The organism is Xanthomonas sp. BRIP62418 (genome assembly GCF_003993495.1).
GTDB classification, from domain to species: Bacteria; Pseudomonadota; Gammaproteobacteria; order Xanthomonadales; family Xanthomonadaceae; genus Xanthomonas; species Xanthomonas euroxanthea.
Window position 1 is genome coordinate 33,334 of the sequence record NZ_QEZG01000059.1, and the last position, 16,628, is coordinate 49,961.

The 16,628-nt window shown below is 65.5% G+C and carries 14 protein-coding genes, 1 tRNA gene and 1 pseudogene; 1 reads left to right on the top strand and 15 read right to left on the bottom strand.

Annotated elements, in window-relative coordinates; all coding sequences use genetic code 11:
- Nucleotides 1-30: 30 nt before the first annotated feature.
- Together EO174_RS22045 and EO174_RS22050 are read right to left on the bottom strand one after the other, a co-directional pair.
- Nucleotides 31-1,023: a DedA family protein/thiosulfate sulfurtransferase GlpE gene (locus tag EO174_RS22045; RefSeq protein ID WP_126947555.1), complete on the bottom strand. Its 993-nt coding sequence runs from the start codon at nucleotides 1,021-1,023 to the stop codon at nucleotides 31-33.
- 44 nt (nucleotides 1,024-1,067) lie between these two features.
- Complete coding sequence (locus EO174_RS22050) at nucleotides 1,068-2,012, bottom strand: LysR family transcriptional regulator (RefSeq protein ID WP_126947558.1); 945 nt, start codon at nucleotides 2,010-2,012, stop codon at nucleotides 1,068-1,070.
- A 137-nt stretch (nucleotides 2,013-2,149) separates the two neighbouring features.
- Between EO174_RS22050 and EO174_RS22055 the strand changes: the two genes are divergently transcribed.
- Nucleotides 2,150-2,851, top strand: a complete 702-nt coding sequence (locus tag EO174_RS22055; protein WP_126947561.1) for a pirin family protein — start codon at nucleotides 2,150-2,152, stop codon at nucleotides 2,849-2,851.
- A gap of 197 nt (nucleotides 2,852-3,048) precedes the next feature.
- On the opposite strand, the gene EO174_RS22060 is transcribed toward EO174_RS22055, so the two are convergent.
- From EO174_RS22060 to EO174_RS22125, 13 genes and pseudogenes are all read right to left on the bottom strand, one after another.
- Entirely contained in the window at nucleotides 3,049-5,013 is a 1,965-nt protein-coding gene (locus EO174_RS22060) for a PAS domain-containing protein (protein WP_241240064.1), read from the bottom strand.
- 234 nt (nucleotides 5,014-5,247) lie between these two features.
- A tRNA-Ser gene (locus EO174_RS22065) sits at nucleotides 5,248-5,340 on the bottom strand.
- An 83-nt stretch (nucleotides 5,341-5,423) separates the two neighbouring features.
- On the bottom strand, nucleotides 5,424-5,636 hold the full coding sequence (gene csrA / locus EO174_RS22070; protein WP_003481884.1) for a carbon storage regulator CsrA: 213 nt from the start codon (nucleotides 5,634-5,636) through the stop codon (nucleotides 5,424-5,426).
- Between the two features lie 138 nt (nucleotides 5,637-5,774).
- Nucleotides 5,775-8,423 carry an alanine--tRNA ligase gene (alaS, locus tag EO174_RS22075; protein ID WP_126947565.1) on the bottom strand — a complete coding sequence of 883 codons (2,649 nt, stop codon included), beginning with the start codon at nucleotides 8,421-8,423 and terminating at the stop codon, nucleotides 5,775-5,777.
- A gap of 101 nt (nucleotides 8,424-8,524) precedes the next feature.
- Entirely contained in the window at nucleotides 8,525-9,013 is a 489-nt protein-coding gene (gene recX, locus EO174_RS22080) for a recombination regulator RecX (protein ID WP_104582899.1), read from the bottom strand.
- Between the two features lie 274 nt (nucleotides 9,014-9,287).
- A complete protein-coding gene (gene recA, locus EO174_RS22090) occupies nucleotides 9,288-10,322 on the bottom strand; it encodes a recombinase RecA (RefSeq protein ID WP_016904265.1) in 1,035 nt (344 codons plus the stop codon).
- Between the two features lie 172 nt (nucleotides 10,323-10,494).
- Nucleotides 10,495-11,139 carry a transcriptional repressor LexA gene (gene lexA / locus EO174_RS22095; RefSeq protein ID WP_126947571.1) on the bottom strand — a complete coding sequence of 215 codons (645 nt, stop codon included), beginning with the start codon at nucleotides 11,137-11,139 and terminating at the stop codon, nucleotides 10,495-10,497.
- A 91-nt stretch (nucleotides 11,140-11,230) separates the two neighbouring features.
- Entirely contained in the window at nucleotides 11,231-12,907 is a 1,677-nt protein-coding gene (ubiB, locus tag EO174_RS22100; RefSeq protein WP_115677095.1) for a 2-polyprenylphenol 6-hydroxylase, read from the bottom strand.
- Nucleotides 12,908-13,277: 370 nt separating this feature from the next.
- The gene (locus tag EO174_RS22105; protein WP_241240063.1) at nucleotides 13,278-13,481 is read right to left on the bottom strand and encodes a hypothetical protein; all 204 of its coding nucleotides are present in this window, start codon (nucleotides 13,479-13,481) and stop codon (nucleotides 13,278-13,280) included.
- Between the two features lie 223 nt (nucleotides 13,482-13,704).
- The gene (locus tag EO174_RS22110; RefSeq protein ID WP_164740302.1) at nucleotides 13,705-14,199 is read right to left on the bottom strand and encodes a CinA family protein; all 495 of its coding nucleotides are present in this window, start codon (nucleotides 14,197-14,199) and stop codon (nucleotides 13,705-13,707) included.
- Between the two features lie 350 nt (nucleotides 14,200-14,549).
- Nucleotides 14,550-15,869, bottom strand: a complete 1,320-nt coding sequence (hflX, locus tag EO174_RS22115) for a ribosome rescue GTPase HflX (protein ID WP_104648528.1) — start codon at nucleotides 15,867-15,869, stop codon at nucleotides 14,550-14,552.
- Between the two features lie 11 nt (nucleotides 15,870-15,880).
- Nucleotides 15,881-16,159: an RNA chaperone Hfq gene (gene hfq / locus EO174_RS22120; protein ID WP_005915027.1), complete on the bottom strand. Its 279-nt coding sequence runs from the start codon at nucleotides 16,157-16,159 to the stop codon at nucleotides 15,881-15,883.
- Nucleotides 16,160-16,236: 77 nt separating this feature from the next.
- Nucleotides 16,237-16,628, bottom strand: a pseudogene (locus tag EO174_RS22125) (tRNA (adenosine(37)-N6)-dimethylallyltransferase MiaA); the annotation flags it as partial.

The following is a 16,628-nucleotide window of genomic DNA, read 5'->3' on the forward strand; positions in this document are numbered from 1 at the left end:
TGCGCGCTGCAAGTCACCGCATCATGGCGATCAGGCCATCGCATCCAGCGCATCGGCCCCGGCCATCACCACGACCGGCAGCAGCGAGGTCACCGGATGCCCGGCGTCGCGCCAGGCATCCAGCCCACCCAACAGCGGCCGCACGTCGCGATATCCGCGCTCGCGCATCCGAGCGGCCAGCCACGCCGCCGACACCTCGTCCGGACACGCGCAATAGATCACCACGCTGCGATCGCGCGGCACGCTGGCAAGGATCTGCGCCAGCTGACGCTCGTCGGCAAACACCGCGCCGGGAATCGTGTACGGCTGCAGATCGCGGTGGCCCGGCGCCCGGATATCCAGCACCGTTGGCCGCAGTGCTTCGTCGCCATCGAGCAGCGGCACCAGCTCCTCCACGGCGATCCGCGCATGCTCCAGCGAACGCAGCAGGGCATGCCGGCGCCACCAGCGCCAGCCGACGTAGCAGGCCAGCGACACGGCCACGACGACGATCGCACCGGACCCCAGGTCGGACAGCAACGCCAGCACGTCCTGCACCTGATGCGCGAACAGCGCGCCCAGGCCCAGGCCGACCAATGCCCACAGCGACGCGCCCAGGGCGTCGTAGCGCAGGAACGCCGCCGGGCGCACCCGCATCGCACCGGCCATCGGCACCGAGACCATCGACAGACCGGGCACGAACTTGGCCACCGCCAGCACCCGCACACCCCAGCGCGAGAAGAACCGCTCGGTCTTTTTCATGCAGGTATCGCGCGACAGCGACAGCCGGCACAGCGACTGCAAGGTGCGATTGCCGAAACGGCGGCCGGCCAGATACCAGGCCAGGTCGCCGAGCAGGCTTGCCAGCACCGACACCGCCAAGGCCGTCAGTCCGGCCAGCCAGGCATCCTCCCCGCCCTGCAGCGCGTAGCCGGCCCCGACCAGCACCAGGGTCGGCAGCGCCGGCACCGGCAGGCCCAGCGACAACGCCAGCACGTTGGCAAAGACCAGCGCCAATCCGTACTGTTCGATCAAGCCCTGCATGCGGCGCCCCTGCGCGACGGCGAGGGCCCATTATCGGCCCTTCTTCAAGCGCGCGACTGCCCGGCGGCGACGGAACGATACGTTTCGGCAAGCGACTGCAACCAGCCATCGAACAGCCCATCGCTGCGCAATGCGCGCCGCCACCAGCCCAGCGCCTCGCCCTCCTCGCCCGGCCGCCAGGCCAGGTAGAACGTTTCGTCGGGTTTGCGGGTTTCCACCTGCAGCTCGCACAGCAGGCCATCCTGCAGCGCGCCGCGCGCATATGGCTCGGGCAGAAAGCCGTAGCCAGCGCCGGCCAGCTGCAGCTGCAGCTTGGTCTGCATGTCCGGCACGGTGAGCACATCGCGCGCGGACAGCAGGCCGACCGTGCGTGGCAGCAGACGCCGTGCCGAATCGGCTACCGCGATCGCACGATGTTCGGCCAGTTCGGCCGCGCCCAGCGTGCCGGCGCCGGCCAGCGGATGCGTGGAGGCCACCGCGAACACAAAGCGCAGCGTCCCGATCGCCTCGGCGACGTAGCCACCACCGCTCGGGCCCTCGCCCGCCGCGACGATCAGGTCCACGCGCCGATCCAGCAGTGCCTCCCAACTGCCGGACAAGGATTCGCTCACCACGCGCAGGCGCGTGCTGTCGGCCACCGTGTAGAAGTCCAGGATCTGCGCCTGCAGCAGGGCGACCGGCAGGATCGCGTCCAGCCCGATCGCAAAGTCCGACTCCCAGCCCGACGCCACCCGCCGCACCCGCACCTCCAGCTCCTGCGCGGCGCGCAGCAGCTGCCGCCCTTCGCGCAGCAACTCACGCCCCGCCTGCGTGGGCGTGGCCTTCGGTCCAACCCGCTCGAACAACTGCACGCCCAGGTCGTCCTCCAGCTTGGAGACCGTGTAGGAAATCGTCGACGGCACCTTGAACATCACCTTGGCCGCCGCCGCGAACGAACCGCGGCGGTCGATCGCATCCAGGATCTGCAGCGCTTCCAGGCTGATATTCATTGTTCGATTTTTTCGATGGTAGCTGCCAAATCTACTCGCTTTTCGTGGCCGATACGCAGGCCCAGACTACGCATCAAACCGCTGGGACACCGATTTCCCCTTCCCGGCGACACTCGAACCTTTCAAGGAGAAGCAGCATGTTGACTATCCGCAAGAGCGAAACCCGTGGCCGCGCCGAACATGGCTGGCTGTCCTCGCGCCATACGTTCTCCTTCGCCAGCTACCACGACCCGCGCCACATGGGCATCGGCCCGCTGCGGGTGATCAATGAGGACAAGGTGACCCCGGGCGAAGGCTTCGGCACCCATGCCCACCGCGACATGGAGATCATCTCCTACGTCCTGGGTGGCGCGCTGGAGCACAAGGACAGCATGGGCACCGGCTCGGTGCTGCACTACGGCGACGTGCAGCGCATGAGCGCCGGCAGCGGCGTCACCCACAGCGAGTTCAACCACTCGGCCAGCGAGCCGGTGCACTTCCTGCAGATCTGGGTGATGCCCGAACGCAACGGCATCGAGCCCAGCTACGAGGAGAAGCATTTCGATGCCGACAGCAAGCGCAACCAGCTGCGCCTGATCGCCTCGCCCGGTGGCGAGCACGGCTCGCTGCGCCTGCACCAGGATGCACGCCTGTATGCCTCCATCCTCGATGGCCAGGTGCGCCTGCAACAGCCGCTGGCCGATGGCCGCATCGGCTACGTGCAGGTGGCGCGCGGCAGCCTGAGCGTCAATGGCCAGGCACTGTCGGCCGGCGACGCGCTGCAGATCACCGGCGAGCCGGAGATCGTGCTGGCCGATGCACGCGATGCGGAAGTGCTGGTGTTCGACCTGCCGCGGTAAACGGCGCCAGCCCGGCATGCAGCGTGCAGCAGACAATGCGGCACGCTGCGCGCTGGAGACTTGCCGACAGCACAAAGCCCGCTTCCGGCGGGCTTTTTTGTGCTCAGGCGATCAGCCTGCAAGGCACCGGCGATGCCGCTGCCATGCATGACGCCATGCATCGACGCGGCCGCGCATCAGCACATCCCTGCGCGGGATCACGCGGCCTGCGGCTTGGCAAGCGGCTTGATCGGGGCCTCGCTGCGCACAGCCGCCGCCCCGGTGTCGCGATCACCTTCGCCATCGCCATTGACCAAGGCAAACAGCGCATCGGCATCGGCTTCCAGCACACGCGCCGAACGCGCCAGGTCGTCGACCATCTGCGCCTGGTCGCGCGCCTGCACACCGATCGATTGCAGCGCGGTATTGGCGGTGGAAATGTCCCGCGCCTGCTCCTGGCTGGCAGCGGCAATCTGCTCCACGGTCGCGGTGACGCGCAGCACCGAGCCGACCATGTCCTGCATCACCACACCGGCCTGCTCGGCCAGGCGCGAACCGTCGCCCACCTGGTCGGTCGCATTGTCGATCAAGCCACGAATCTCCTTCGCCGAGACGCTGCAGCGCTGCGCCAGGCTACGCACCTCGGTCGCCACCACGGCAAATCCACGGCCCTGCTCGCCAGCACGTGCCGCTTCCACGGCGGCATTCAAGGCCAGGATATTGGTCTGGAACGCAATGCCGTCGATCACCTCGATGATCTGGCCGATACGATCGGTCGCCGAGCGGATGCCGGCCGTGGTCTTGACCATGTCGGCGATGACGGTGGCGCCGCGTCGCGCAACATCGGCCGATGCTTCGGCCATGCGCTGGGCCGAATTGGCGCTGTCGGAATTGGTACGGACGGTCTCTGCCAGTTGGTCGATGGTGGTCGAGGTCTGCGCCACCGCTGCCGACTGCGTGGACGAGCGGCTCACCAGCTCCTGATTGCTGACCGAGATATGGTGTGCCTCGCGCTGCACGTTCTGCGCGATGCTCAGTGTCTGCTGCATCAACTGTCCCATGCGCTCGGCAGAGCGCACCTGGTCGGTGACATCGGTGGCGTACTTGACCACCTTGTACGGCCGCCCGGACACGTCCAGGATCGGGTTGTAGGACGCCTGGATCCATACCGAACTGCCATCCTTGTGCAGCCGACGGTAGCGGCCCGCATCGAACTGGCCACGCGCCAGCTTTATCCAGAAATGCCGGTAGTCTTCCGAGGCGCCGTAGCTTGCGTCGACGAAGATGCGGTGATGCTGGCCGATCGCCTCCTCCGCGGAGTACCCCAAAATGGCCAGGAAGTTGTCGTTGGCGGTCAGCACACGCCCTTGCAGATCGAACTCGATCACGCCCATGACCTTGTCGATGGCCTGAATGCGGCCATCGGCATCGGCCGAATCGATCACCTGACGGGTCACATCGGTGGCGTACTTGACCACCTTGTACGGCCGCCCGTGCTCGTCGAGGACAGGATTGTAGGACGCCTGGATCCACACCTCCCGACCGTCCTTGCCGATGCGCTTGTAGCGGCCCGCGTCGAACGCGCCGCGCCCAAGCTTGTCCCAGAACGCGCGATAGGCCGCCGACTGACGCGTTTGCGCGTCCACGAACATGCCGTGATGCTTGCCGCGGATCTCATCGAGCCGGTAGCCCATGGCCGCAAGGAAATTCTCGTTGGCATCGAGCACCGTGCCGTCCAGCGAAAACTCGATGACCGCCATGACCTTGTCGATCGCATCGATGCGGCCTTCGAAATCGGCGGTCTGGCGCACCTGCGCAGTGATGTCGGTGGCGTACTTGACCACCCGATAGGCCTTGCCCGCACGATCCAGCAACGGGTTGTAGGAGGCGTTGATCCATACCTCGCGCCCATGCTTGTCCAGGCGACAGAACCGCCCGGCGTTGAAGTCGCCGCGGCGCAGCGCCTGCCAGAACTGCCGGTAGCTTTCGCTGTCGCGGTCGGCAGGGGTCACGAACATGCGGTGATGCTGACCGACGACTTCGTCCAGCCGGTAGCCCATCAGTGACAGGAAGTTCTGGTTCACATGCAGGATGCGGCCATCCAGATCGAACTCGATCACCGCCATCACCCGGTCCACGGCATCGGCCTTGTGCTGCAGCCCACGGCTCCGGGAAGAAAACAGGCGTCCAAGTAGCGGCGGTAGGCGCATCGGGTTGAGATCCGAAAGAGGTGTCACAGCCTTAGCGACCCATGCCCGGGTTACTTGAATCGCTGCCTACGGCACGTTTATGGCAATTCAGACGCTGCCGCCGGTGCGGCTGCCGGCGTTGCGCCGGCGCCTGCCTGCAATCGTCGCCACCACGGCGACACAAATGAAAACGCCCGCAAATCATGGATTTGCGGGCGTTCAAAACACTGGCGGAGCGAGAGGGATTCGAACCCTCGATAGAGCTTTTGACCCTATACTCCCTTAGCAGGGGAGCCCCTTCAGCCGCTCGGGCATCGCTCCAGTTTTTGCGTCCTGCCGCGGTGTCCGTTGCAGGCCGCGAAGAATACCGGGTAAGAGGGGCTAACGTAAACCCTTTATGACGATCAATTCGAAGAATCGTCGCCGTGATGCGCACCGGAAGCGACCGGCTCATCCCCACGCTGGATCCGCTGATAGATTTCTTCGCGGTGTACAGCAACATCTTTCGGTGCGGTGATGCCGATGCGCACCTGATTACCCTTGACGCCGAGTACGGTCACAGTGACCGAGTCGCCGATCATCAAGGTTTCGCCTACCCGGCGAGTGAGGATCAACATTTTGCAAATCTCCTGGAACCGGTGGGCTTCCCACCAGCATCGGCGGCCGATTGATAAGGCCCGCCCTAGGTAAAGGGAATAGACCGGAAATGGTAGCGGGACACCCTGCCAACCAGCAAGGCATACCAGCACAAGTGTTCAGCCCAAGTGTTGCTTGACCCAGGAGGGCACGCCGTCGAGCGCGGTCGCAAGGGCGGGACCATCCTCGCCACCACCCTGGGCGAGATCCGGACGACCGCCGCCCTTGCCCCCGATCTGACTGGCGATATGGCCGAGGAGTTCCCCCGCCTTCACCTTGCCAGTTGGGCTGCCATTCACACCGGCCACGAGCGCTACCTTGCCGCCCGCGGCACCTGCCAACACGATGACCGAATCGCCCAGCTGCTGCTTGAGACGATCCATCGCATCGCGCAGCGCCTTGGCATCGAAACCCTCCAGACGCACAGCGACCACCTTGACGCCTGCCACGTCGACGGCACTGGAACCCAGGTCCGCAGTGGCACCGGAGGCCAGCTTGGCCTTGAGCGACTCCAGCTCACGCTCAAGCCGCTTCTGACGCTCGGTGAGCGCGCGCACCTTGTCGACCACCTCGGTAGCGTTGCCGCCGAGCAGGCTGGCCGCCTCGAACAGACGTCGCTCTTCATCGGCGACATGATCCAACGCGCCCTGCCCGGTCACCGCTTCGATGCGACGCACGCCCGAGGACACACCGCCTTCGGAGGTGATCTTGAACAGGCCGATATCGCCGGTACGGGTCACGTGCGTGCCACCGCAGAGTTCGGTGGAATAGCCACCCATCTTCAGCACGCGCACGTTCTCGCCGTACTTTTCGCCGAACAAGGCCATCGCGCCGAAATCCAGCGCTTCCTGCATCGCCATGTTGTGCACTTCGACGCTGTGGTTGGTGCGCACCTCTGCGTTGACCTTGCGTTCGATCACAGCAAGCTCTTCGGGCGTGATCGGCTGGAAGTGCGAGAAGTCGAAGCGCAAGCGGTCCGGCGCAACCAGCGACCCCTTCTGCTGCACATGCGTGCCCAGCACCTCGCGCAGGGCCGCATGCAGCAGATGCGTGGCCGAGTGGTTGAGGATGGTCTTGCCACGACGCTGCACGTCGATGCCGCCCGCCAGCACATCACCCACTGCCAGCGTACCCTCGGTGATGCGCCCCACATGGCCATGGAACTGGCCGGCAAATTTCTGGGTGTCGACGATCTCGATGGAGACATCGCCACCGCTGAGCTGGCCGCTATCACCGACCTGGCCACCGGATTCGGCGTAGAACGGCGTGCGATCGGTGAATACGATGACCTCGTCGCCGGCTTGCGCGCGCTCGACCGGGCGGCCCTGCTTGAGCAACGCCACCACCTTGAGCGCATCGGCGTCATAGGCTTCATAGCCCAGAAACACCGTCGGCGACATGGTGGCGACCAGATCGGCCGGCAATGCGACGCCACCGCCGAACTTGCCGGCGGCACGCGCGGTCTCGCGCTGACGCTCCATGGCGAACTCGAAGCCCTCCATGTCCACGCGCAAGCCACGCTCGCGGGCGATGTCGGAGGTCAGATCGACCGGAAATCCATAGGTGTCGAAGAGGCGGAACGCATCGGCGCCGGGAATCACTTCCTGCGAGCGCGCGGCGACCTCGTCGAAGATCTTCATGCCGGCGTCCAGCGTCTCGGCAAAGCGCTCCTCTTCGGCCAGCAGCGCCCGCGTAACGGTCTCCCGTGCGACCACCAGTTCGGGATAGGCCTCGCCCATCAGCTCGACCAGGGTCGGCACCATCTTGCCGAAGAACGGCTGGCGCACCCCCAGCATCCAGCCATGTCGCAGCGCACGCCGGATGATCCGGCGCAGCACATAACCACGGCCCTCGTTGGACGGCAGCACACCATCGACGATCAGGAACGAACAGGCGCGGATGTGATCGGCGATCACCCGCAGCGACTTGTTCTCCAGATCGGCGACCCCGGTCAGCGCACTGGCCTTGCCGATCAAGGCCTGGAACAGATCGATCTCGTAGTTGGTATGCACGTGCTGCAGGATCGCAGCCAGCCGCTCCAGGCCCATGCCGGTGTCCACGCACGGCGCCGGCAACGGCACCAGGGTGCCGTCGGGCTGGCGGTCGAACTGCATGAAGACCAGGTTCCAGATCTCGATGAAGCGATCGCCATCCTCGTCCGGCGAACCGGGCGGACCACCGGCGATGTGGTCGCCGTGGTCGAAGAAGATCTCGGTGCACGGACCGCACGGGCCGGTATCGGCCATTTGCCAGAAGTTGTCCGACGCATACGGCGCGCCCTTGTTGTCGCCGATGCGCACGATGCGACTTTCGGGAATGCCGATCATGTCGCGCCACAAGGCGAAGGCTTCTTCGTCGGTATGGTAGACGGTGACCAGCAGCCGGTCAGCCGGCAGCTTCCAGACCTGGGTCAGCAGCTCCCAGGCCCAACTGATGGCGTCCTTCTTGAAGTAATCACCGAACGACCAGTTGCCCAGCATCTCGAAGAAGGTGTGATGCCGCGCGGTGTAGCCCACCGAATCCAGATCGTTGTGCTTGCCGCCGGCACGCAGGCAACGCTGCACGTCGGCCGCGCGCACGTAGCTGCGCTTTTCCGCGCCGAGGAAGACGTCCTTGAACTGGACCATGCCGGAGTTGGTGAACAGCAAGGTCGGGTCGTTGCCCGGCACCAGTGGCGCGGATGGCACGATGGTGTGGCCTTTCCCCTCGAAAAACGCGAGGAAGTCACTGCGGATCTGGGAAGTGCTGAATTTGGCGGGTGCGTTCATGTGCTGGCATTGGGCGGGCGGCAGTCCCGGTCACCCAATGAGATGTGGGCGCAGATGAGCGGAACAACCTGAAACCACGAAGGGTAGCAGGCCTGACGCCCTCAGTCCTCAAGGTCGAAGCGCGTGGCACTACGAATGCTGTTGCCATCAAAACCACGCCGGGCCAGCAGATCGGCGGCCTTGCGCCGCTGCGGCAGGTCGGTGGGGCCCTGGTCGCCAAAGCGACGGCGGATCAGATCGCGCGCGTTTTCGGTCCAGTCGCCCTCGAATGTCGCCATTGCGGCACTGATGGCGTCGCTGTCCAGTCCATGGGTTCCGAGCTCGGCACGGATATGCAGCGGGCCGTAGCCCGAGCCTGCGCGATTGCGCACGACCGAAGCCGCAAAACGGGTGTCGTCCTGCCATCCTTCATCCGCCAGGCGCTCTACGGCCGCCTGTGCGGCGTCCGGCTCGATCCCGCGCGCCAGCAGCTTGCGGTTCAATTCCTTGCGCGAATGCTCGCGCCGCACCAGCAGTCCCAGTGCGCGTTGAACCGGCGTCTGTTCCTTGAACCGGCGTCCCCGCTTTGGCGCGGGCGGTTGCTCGTCCATCGTGGGTGTCCCGAGTACGAAACTCAAACAGCATCAACGCGCCATCCGTGGCGCCTGCCCTCCTGGCCTTCGATAGATCTACCGCGGGAAGCGACGGCACTGACTCCGCCGTCCCCGCGATAGAAAACTTGCCGCAGCCATCAGTTCGGCCGTTCTGCCATCAGCCGGGCGCGGCCGGTGGGCGGAACCAGGGATGGCCTACTCGGCTATCCTGGTTCGCGCTTGCCTCCGACACCGACCTGATCACGGCTCAGCTCGCTCTGACGGGCTGCTGTCATTCCTTCTCGACGTCGTCACCGGCTTCGCGCGGCGCTTCGGCCGGCTGGAACTTCTCGCGCAGCTCGGCTTCCAGCCGCACCGCAACCTGCGGGTTGTCGCGAAGATAGCCGCGTGCGTTGTCCTTGCCCTGCCCGATGCGTTCTTCGCCATAGCTGTACCAGGCGCCGGCTTTCTCGACCAGCTTGGCTTCCACGCCCATGTCGATCAGCTCACCCTCTCGGCTGATGCCTTCGCCGTAGAGGATTTCGGTCACGACCTGCTTGAACGGAGGCGCCAGCTTGTTCTTGACCACCTTGATCTTGGTCTGGTTGCCGATGATCTCGTCGCCCTTCTTGATCGCGCCGATACGACGGATATCCAGACGGACCGAAGCGTAGAACTTCAGCGCGTTACCGCCGGTGGTCACTTCCGGGCTCTGGCCCGGCATCATCACGCCGATCTTGTGGCGCAACTGGTTGATGAAGACCACCAAGGTGTTGGAACGCTTGATGTTGCCGGTCAGCTTGCGCAGCGCCTGGCTCATCAGGCGGGCCTGCAGACCCGGCAGCTGGTCACCCATTTCGCCTTCGATTTCGGCCTTGGGGGTCAGCGCGGCGACCGAGTCGACCACCACGATGTCCACCGAACCGGAACGCACCAGCATGTCGGCGATTTCCAGCGCCTGCTCGCCGGTATCCGGTTGCGACAGCAGCAGGTCGTCGACGTTGACGCCCAGCTTGGCGGCATAAATCGGGTCCAGCGCGTGCTCAGCGTCGATGAAGGCTGCGGTGCCGCCCTTCTTCTGGCATTCGGCAATCGCCTGCAGGGTCAGGGTGGTCTTGCCCGACGATTCCGGACCGTAGATTTCGACCACACGGCCCTTGGGCAGGCCGCCGATCCCCAGTGCGATGTCCAGCATCAGCGAGCCGGTCGGAATGACTTCGACGGCCTCGATCACACGGTCGCCCATGCGCATCACCGAGCCCTTGCCGAATTGCTTTTCGATCTGGCTCAGTGCGGCGGAAAGGGCGCGCTTCTTGTTCTCATCCATCTGGGTGATCCTTGTCAGTGATTTCGGTGTAGGGCTAATGTAACGGCGGTGTATCGCACAGGCTGAGACTGGCTGCGACACACTCAGATTAGAAAGGTGGCCATGGCGATGGCAGCGGGAAATCCTGTGGTAGCGGCTCGGGATAACGCCAGTGCAGCCATCGGCGCAGTGCTCAACGATTCGGCCTCAACAGCCCGCAGTACAGGCCCTCGATCGCGAAATCCTGATCCGGCAATACTTCGATCGGCGCGTAGTCCGGGTTACGCGGCAGCAAGCGGATGCGGTCCTTGCCGATCTTCAACAACTTGACCGTGATCTCCTCATCGATGCGCGCCACCACGATCTGCCCCGAGCGCGCATCGCGGGTGCGGTGCACCCCGATCAGGTCGCCGTTGAAGATACCCTCGTCGCGCATCGAGTCGCCCTGCACCTTGAGCAGGTAGTCCGGCGACGGCGAGAAGAACACCCGGTCCAGCACCACGAAGTCGTCCGAGCCGATATCCGCACCGATCGGCAGGCCTGCCGCCACACGTCCCAGCACCGGCAGGCGCAGTACATCGTCGCGCATCGGCTCGTTTGCGGCAGGCGGGGTGCGTGACTGGGCGCCCTGCCCGGCAAGGCGGATGCCGCGGGCCTGCCCGGGGACACGCCGGATCGCGCCGGCCTGCTCCAATGCCTCCAGATGGTATTGCGCGGCGCGCACACCCTTGAAGCCGAAGGCGCGCGCGATCTCGGTCTGCGAGGGCGGTACGCCATCGGCATCGATGCGCTCGGCGATCAAGGCCAGGATTGCTTGCTGGGTATCGGTCAGGTCCATGGTTAGTAGTATTACTACTAACTGACGCCTGCGCAAGCGCCGCGTGGTGCCTCACGCGCAGACCGGCAACCGGGCGGTACAGGCGCCGCGTCTAGCGCCGACTCCGCCAGATGGAAAACAGGATCCAGACACCGCAGATGGCTGCGCCGATGAAGCCGCCGACCCCCAACGCAAGCAGCCAGCGGCTGGCACTGCCGCCGACACTGTTCATGACGATCGACGAGCCGATCACCAGCGCGGCCGTCACGATGCCCATGGTGAGCCGGTTGGCCGCGCGATCGACCTGTTCGCCGAATTCGCGCAATGCCCGCGTTTCGACCTGCAGTTGCAACTTGCCGCGCCGTGCGGCCTGCAGCAGCCGTTTGAGATCGCGTGGCAGGTCGCCGATCAGATCGATTGCGCCGGTCACGGTGCGACGGCTGCGCCGCAGCATCGCGCTGGGCGCATAACGCTGCAACACCACGCGTTCGAGATAGGGGCGCGCCTCGGTGGCCATGTCGAAATCCGGATCGAGCTGGCGGCCCATGCCCTCGAGGGTGAGAAACGCCTTGATCATCAGCGCCAGATCCGATGGCAGGGTCAGCCCGTGATCGCGCAGGATCGAGGTGACATCGCCCAGCATCGCACCGATGCGCAGCTCTTTCAGCGGCACGCCGCGGTATTCGTCGACGAAGGCGCCGATGTCCTGCTGCAGCCGCGATTCATCGATCTCCAGACTGGTGCCGGCCCATTCCAGCAGCACATCGATGACCGCTTCGGCGTCGTAGCTGACCATGCCATGCAGCAGTTGCGCGACCTGGAAACGACGCTGCTCGGAAACACGCCCGACCATGCCGAAATCGATGACGGCGATGCGCCCGTCGCGCAGGTAAAAGATGTTGCCCGGATGCGGGTCGGCGTGGAAGCAGCCATCCTGCAGCACCATCTTCAGCACGATCCCGGCGCCGGTGCGCGCCAGTGCCTTGCGGTCCAGTCCAGCCGCGTCCACAGCGCGCATGTCCCGCCCGGGAATGCCGTCGATGAATTCCTGCACGTTGAGTGATTCGCAGGTCCACTGCCAGTAGACCGACGGCACCACCACCCCGGGGTCGTTGACGAAGTTGGCCGCGATGCGCTCGGCATTGCGACACTCGGCGGCGAAATCCAGCTCGCGTCGCAAGGAGACGGTGAATTGCTGCACCACTTCGGCGGGGCGATAACGCTTGAGATCGGGCGCGCGCGTTTCCACGATTTCCGCCAGGCGTGCCAGCAGGCGCAGATCCGCATCGATGACATCGCCAATGCCCGGGCGGCGGATCTTCAGCACCACCGGTGTGCCATCGGCCAGCCAGGCGCGATGCGTCTGCGCCAGCGATGCCGCAGCCAAAGGCTGTTCGTCCAGGCGTGCGAACACGCTTTCCGGCTCCGCGCCCAGGGCCGCGACCAGTTGCGGGCGGATCTGTTCGAACGGCAGCGCGGGCACTGCGTTCTGCAGCTCGCTCAGCTCTTCGATCCACTCCGGCGGCAGCAGGTCCACGCGCGTGGCCAGCACCTGCCCCAGCTTGACGAAGGTCGGCCCGAGCTCCTCGAGCGCGCGCCGCACCCGCATCGCCGCGGACAGGCGCAGGCGCCCCTCGGCGTTGTGCCAGTGCAGCAGCTTGCCGGCACGTTCGAGCACGTCGGCCAGGCCGATACGCCGCACCACGTCGCCAAATCCGTAACGGATCAGCACCGCGGCGATTTCCTGCAGCCGCCCGAGATCACGAACGGTGCCGAGTGCCTCCCACATCAGCACACCGCCTGCGACTGCGCTGCGGCAACAGGCGGCATAGCACCATGCCGCATCGCCGGCCGCTTGTCGTCGTTTGAAACCAAGGTTGACCACGCACCGCCATGCGCAACACCCATCGCTGCGCGATTGCTCGCGCACAGGACAGCGCAATCACCGGCTGCCTCACGCATCGGGCGCCAGAGGGCTGCGCACCGGTCATCCAGCAATGCCAGGACACCGCCAGCAGATGGATGCGGCGCGGACAACGACAGCACATGAGCAGAAAGCGGAAGCATCGGCACGCAGGTTGAAGGCGAGACCTTGTTTGTAGCCGATCTGCACGTGCCTGTCGCGCCATGGACAGCTGCGGGCTTAGCCGAGGTTGCGCTCACGCAGGCATCCTGATGCCGTGGCAAGGCCGCACCAGGGCCTGATGCCGCAACCGCAAGCTCAGCCCCGCGTAAGTGCGAGGGGTGCCCAGAAATGCATTCCACGCCCCCCCCTGTAGCGGCGCATCGATGACGATCTGGCGACAGGTTGCGTTGCCGATATCTTCTGCCCACGCTTCCAGCATCAGCATCAGCATCAGCACCAGCGCTCGTCGTCGGCGCCGATGCCCAGCCACGCATCGAGCACCGTATAGCCCGGTTGCACCTTCTGCGGATGCAGATCGGAGCGCGCAGCGGACCCGGCGCAGCCAAGGCTGCATTGCCACCATGCATCACATGCGCAACCGCCCGCTGTCGACGAGAACCGCCGCGGCCAGAGCCACACCCCGCGCAGCAGGTACGTGCGCGTGGCTGCTGCGGCGTGGCCTAGAGCAGCGCGCTCAAGCCCCGCAACGCGGCAACCACGGTCTGGCGACGCACTGCATCGCGATCGCCAGCGAAGTGGAACAACTGCGCAGTGGCATAGCCGCCGCGCCGCTTCCAGCCGATCCATACCGTGCCGACCGGCTTGTCCTCACTGCCGCCCCCCGGCCCGGCGATGCCGGTCACCGCCACCGCAATGCTCGCGCCGGAATTGACCAGCGCGCCCGAGACCATTTCGATCACCGTTTCGCGGCTGACCGCACCATGCACTTCCAGCGTGTGGGGGCGCACTCCCAGCAAGGCCTGCTTGGCCTCGTAGCTGTAAGCGGCCATGCCGCAATCGAACCAGTGCGAAGACCCCGCCACATCGGTGACCGCCTTGGCGATCCAGCCGCCGGTACAGCTCTCGGCAGTGACCAGGCGCTCGCGCGCGGCAAGCAGCTGTTGCCCGAGGTGTTCGGCCAGCTGCTGCAGTTCGGAATCGGCGGACATGGACATGGGCACGGCGAATGAAGGGGCAGCCGACGTTTTAGCCCAATTTGCCGCCCCTGTCTGCGCCGGCGTCCATTCGGCACCAGCGACGACATGGCCCAGATTCAGTGGCAGTGTGCAGCCATCGCAGCAGGCATCGGCTGCGATGGCGAGCGGATCGTCAGGCTGTCGGCTGCGATGGGCTGCATTGTCCTGCCCTGGCGACTGCGTCAGACCTGTGTTGGCCGCCATCTGCCAAAGCGCCAAGACCGGCGTGGCGCGATCACCGGACCGTCCGACCCCACTGCTCCGACGCCATTGGCCTGCCCTGCCAGCGTCGCGCTGCACGGCCGGCCAAGCCGACCGTGCAGCGCCGATTACGACTCCCAGTCTTCGCGACGATCCGGCAGCATCGCGCGCAGTGGTGCACCGTCGTCGCCGGCAGCCAGGCGCTCGGCCTCGACCATCGGCAGGTCCACATCCAGCAACCAGCCGTCCTCGTCGGACTGCTCGCCGCGCACCACTTCCAGCTGATGCAGCTTGGAGCGCAGGCGGCCTGCCGACGGTGGCAACCGCAGTTGCCCGGTCACATGGCGCAGATCCAGTCGCTGCCCCAGGGCGTGCTGCAGTTCCGGCAGCCCGCGCCCATCACGCGCAGAGACCCACACGCGCTCACGCCGCGCCTGGTCGGGAATGCCGTCCTGCGCATCGTGACGCACCTGCGCGCCTTCGATCTTGTCGATCTTGTTGAACACCAGCAGCTGCGGCAAATCGCCCGCGCCCACCGCATGCAACACCTCATCGACCTGCTGGATGCGTTCTTCGCGCAGCGGGTCGGCCGCATCGACGATATGCAACAACAGATCGGCGTCGCGCGCTTCGGACAAGGTCGAACGGAACGCAGCGACCAGTTGATGCGGCAGATCGCGCACGAAGCCGACCGTATCGGCCAGGATCGCACTGCCGCCCGGCAGCGCAATGCGACGCACGGTGGGATCGAGCGTGGCGAACAACTGGTCGGCCACGTAGGCCTCCGCACCGGTCAGGGCATTGAACAAGGTGGATTTGCCGGCATTGGTGTAGCCAACCAACGCAATCCGCGGCAGTTCGCTGCGCATACGCGCACGCCGCATCTGGGTGCGCTGCACCTCGACCTTTTCCAGCCGCTGCTGCAACTGCTCCACCCGCTTCTGCAGCAGGCGGCGGTCGGTTTCCAGCTGGGTTTCGCCAGGCCCGCGCAGACCGATCGAACCGCCGCGCTGACGCTCCAGGTGGGTCCAGCCGCGCACCAAGCGGGTCGCCATGTGCCGCAACTGCGCCAGCTCCACCTGCAGCTTGCCTTCGTGGCTGCGTGCCCGTTGCGCGAAGATGTCCAGGATCAGGCCGGTGCGGTCGATCACGCGCCGCTCCAGGTAGCGCTCCAGATTGCGCTCCTGGCCGGGTGACAAGGTGTGGTTGACCAACACCAGATCCGCGCCGGTGGCCTCGGCGGCGGCCTTGATCTCTTCCAGCTTGCCGCTGCCGATCAAGGTCGACGGGTTCGGTTTGTCGATGCGCGCGGTGAGCGTGGCCGCCACCGTGGCGCCCGCCGACTTGGCAAGGTCGGCGAACTCCTCCAGCACATCCTCTTCGGCAGGCCCACCGGAGTGGGTCTGAATCAACAACGCGTGTTCACCCTTGCGTGAGCGATCAAACACGCACTACTCCATTACTGCTCGACGTCGTCATCTTCCGCCTGGTTGCCTTCATTGGATTGCACATACCCACCACCCGGTCCCACGCGCACGTTGCGCGCCGGCACGACCGTGGAGATGGCGTGCTTGTAGACCATCTGACTCACGGTATTGCGCAGCAGGACCACGAACTGGTCGAACGACTCGATCGTGCCCTGCAGCTTGATGCCGTTGACCAGATACACAGAGACCGGCACCCGCTCGCGCCGCAGCGCGTTGAGAAATGGATCCTGTAAAGATTGCCCCTTAGCCATCGAAAACTCCTCGTCATTATTGTTCTTATAGTCCCGGTCGACACCTGCCATCCCCAGCCGGTCCCGGAAACGGGATGTTACACGCCTGAAGCCTGCGGTACATCGGGACGTTGACCGAGGAAGCCGACAAGTGCGCGTTCCAGTCGATGCCGGTCAGTGTCCGGGTCGAACCAGCGTGCGTCGAGCTCGCCACGCAGCCAGGTGAGTTGCCGCTTGGCCAGTTGGCGGGTGGCCTGCACCGCCCTGTCGCGGAACTCAGCCAGGCTACCGGCCCCATCCAGATACTCCCAGGCCTGGCGATACCCCACCGCGCGCACCGCTGGCAGATCCAGCGGTGCGGCGACCGCGCGCAGTTGCGGCAGTGCTCGGAGACGTTCCACTTCGGCCAGGAAATCCTGTGCCAGCATCATGTCCAGGCGTCGTTCGATGCGCGCATGCAGCACTGCGCGCTCGCGCGGTGCCAGTACGA

Coding starts and splice junctions, on each gene's coding strand:
- EO174_RS22045 (WP_126947555.1), bottom strand. CDS start 1,023: ATGCAGGGCTTGATCGAACAGTACGGATTGGCGCTGGTCTTTGCCAAC.
- EO174_RS22050 (WP_126947558.1), bottom strand. CDS start 2,012: ATGAATATCAGCCTGGAAGCGCTGCAGATCCTGGATGCGATCGACCGC.
- EO174_RS22055 (WP_126947561.1), top strand. CDS start 2,150: ATGTTGACTATCCGCAAGAGCGAAACCCGTGGCCGCGCCGAACATGGC.
- csrA (WP_003481884.1), bottom strand. CDS start 5,636: ATGTTGATCCTCACTCGCCGGGTAGGCGAAACCTTGATGATCGGCGAC.
- alaS (WP_126947565.1), bottom strand. CDS start 8,423: ATGAACGCACCCGCCAAATTCAGCACTTCCCAGATCCGCAGTGACTTC.
- recX (WP_104582899.1), bottom strand. CDS start 9,013: ATGGACGAGCAACCGCCCGCGCCAAAGCGGGGACGCCGGTTCAAGGAA.
- recA (WP_016904265.1), bottom strand. CDS start 10,322: ATGGATGAGAACAAGAAGCGCGCCCTTTCCGCCGCACTGAGCCAGATC.
- lexA (WP_126947571.1), bottom strand. CDS start 11,139: ATGGACCTGACCGATACCCAGCAAGCAATCCTGGCCTTGATCGCCGAG.
- ubiB (WP_115677095.1), bottom strand. CDS start 12,907: ATGTGGGAGGCACTCGGCACCGTTCGTGATCTCGGGCGGCTGCAGGAA.
- EO174_RS22110 (WP_164740302.1), bottom strand. CDS start 14,199: ATGTCCATGTCCGCCGATTCCGAACTGCAGCAGCTGGCCGAACACCTC.
- hfq (WP_005915027.1), bottom strand. CDS start 16,159: ATGGCTAAGGGGCAATCTTTACAGGATCCATTTCTCAACGCGCTGCGG.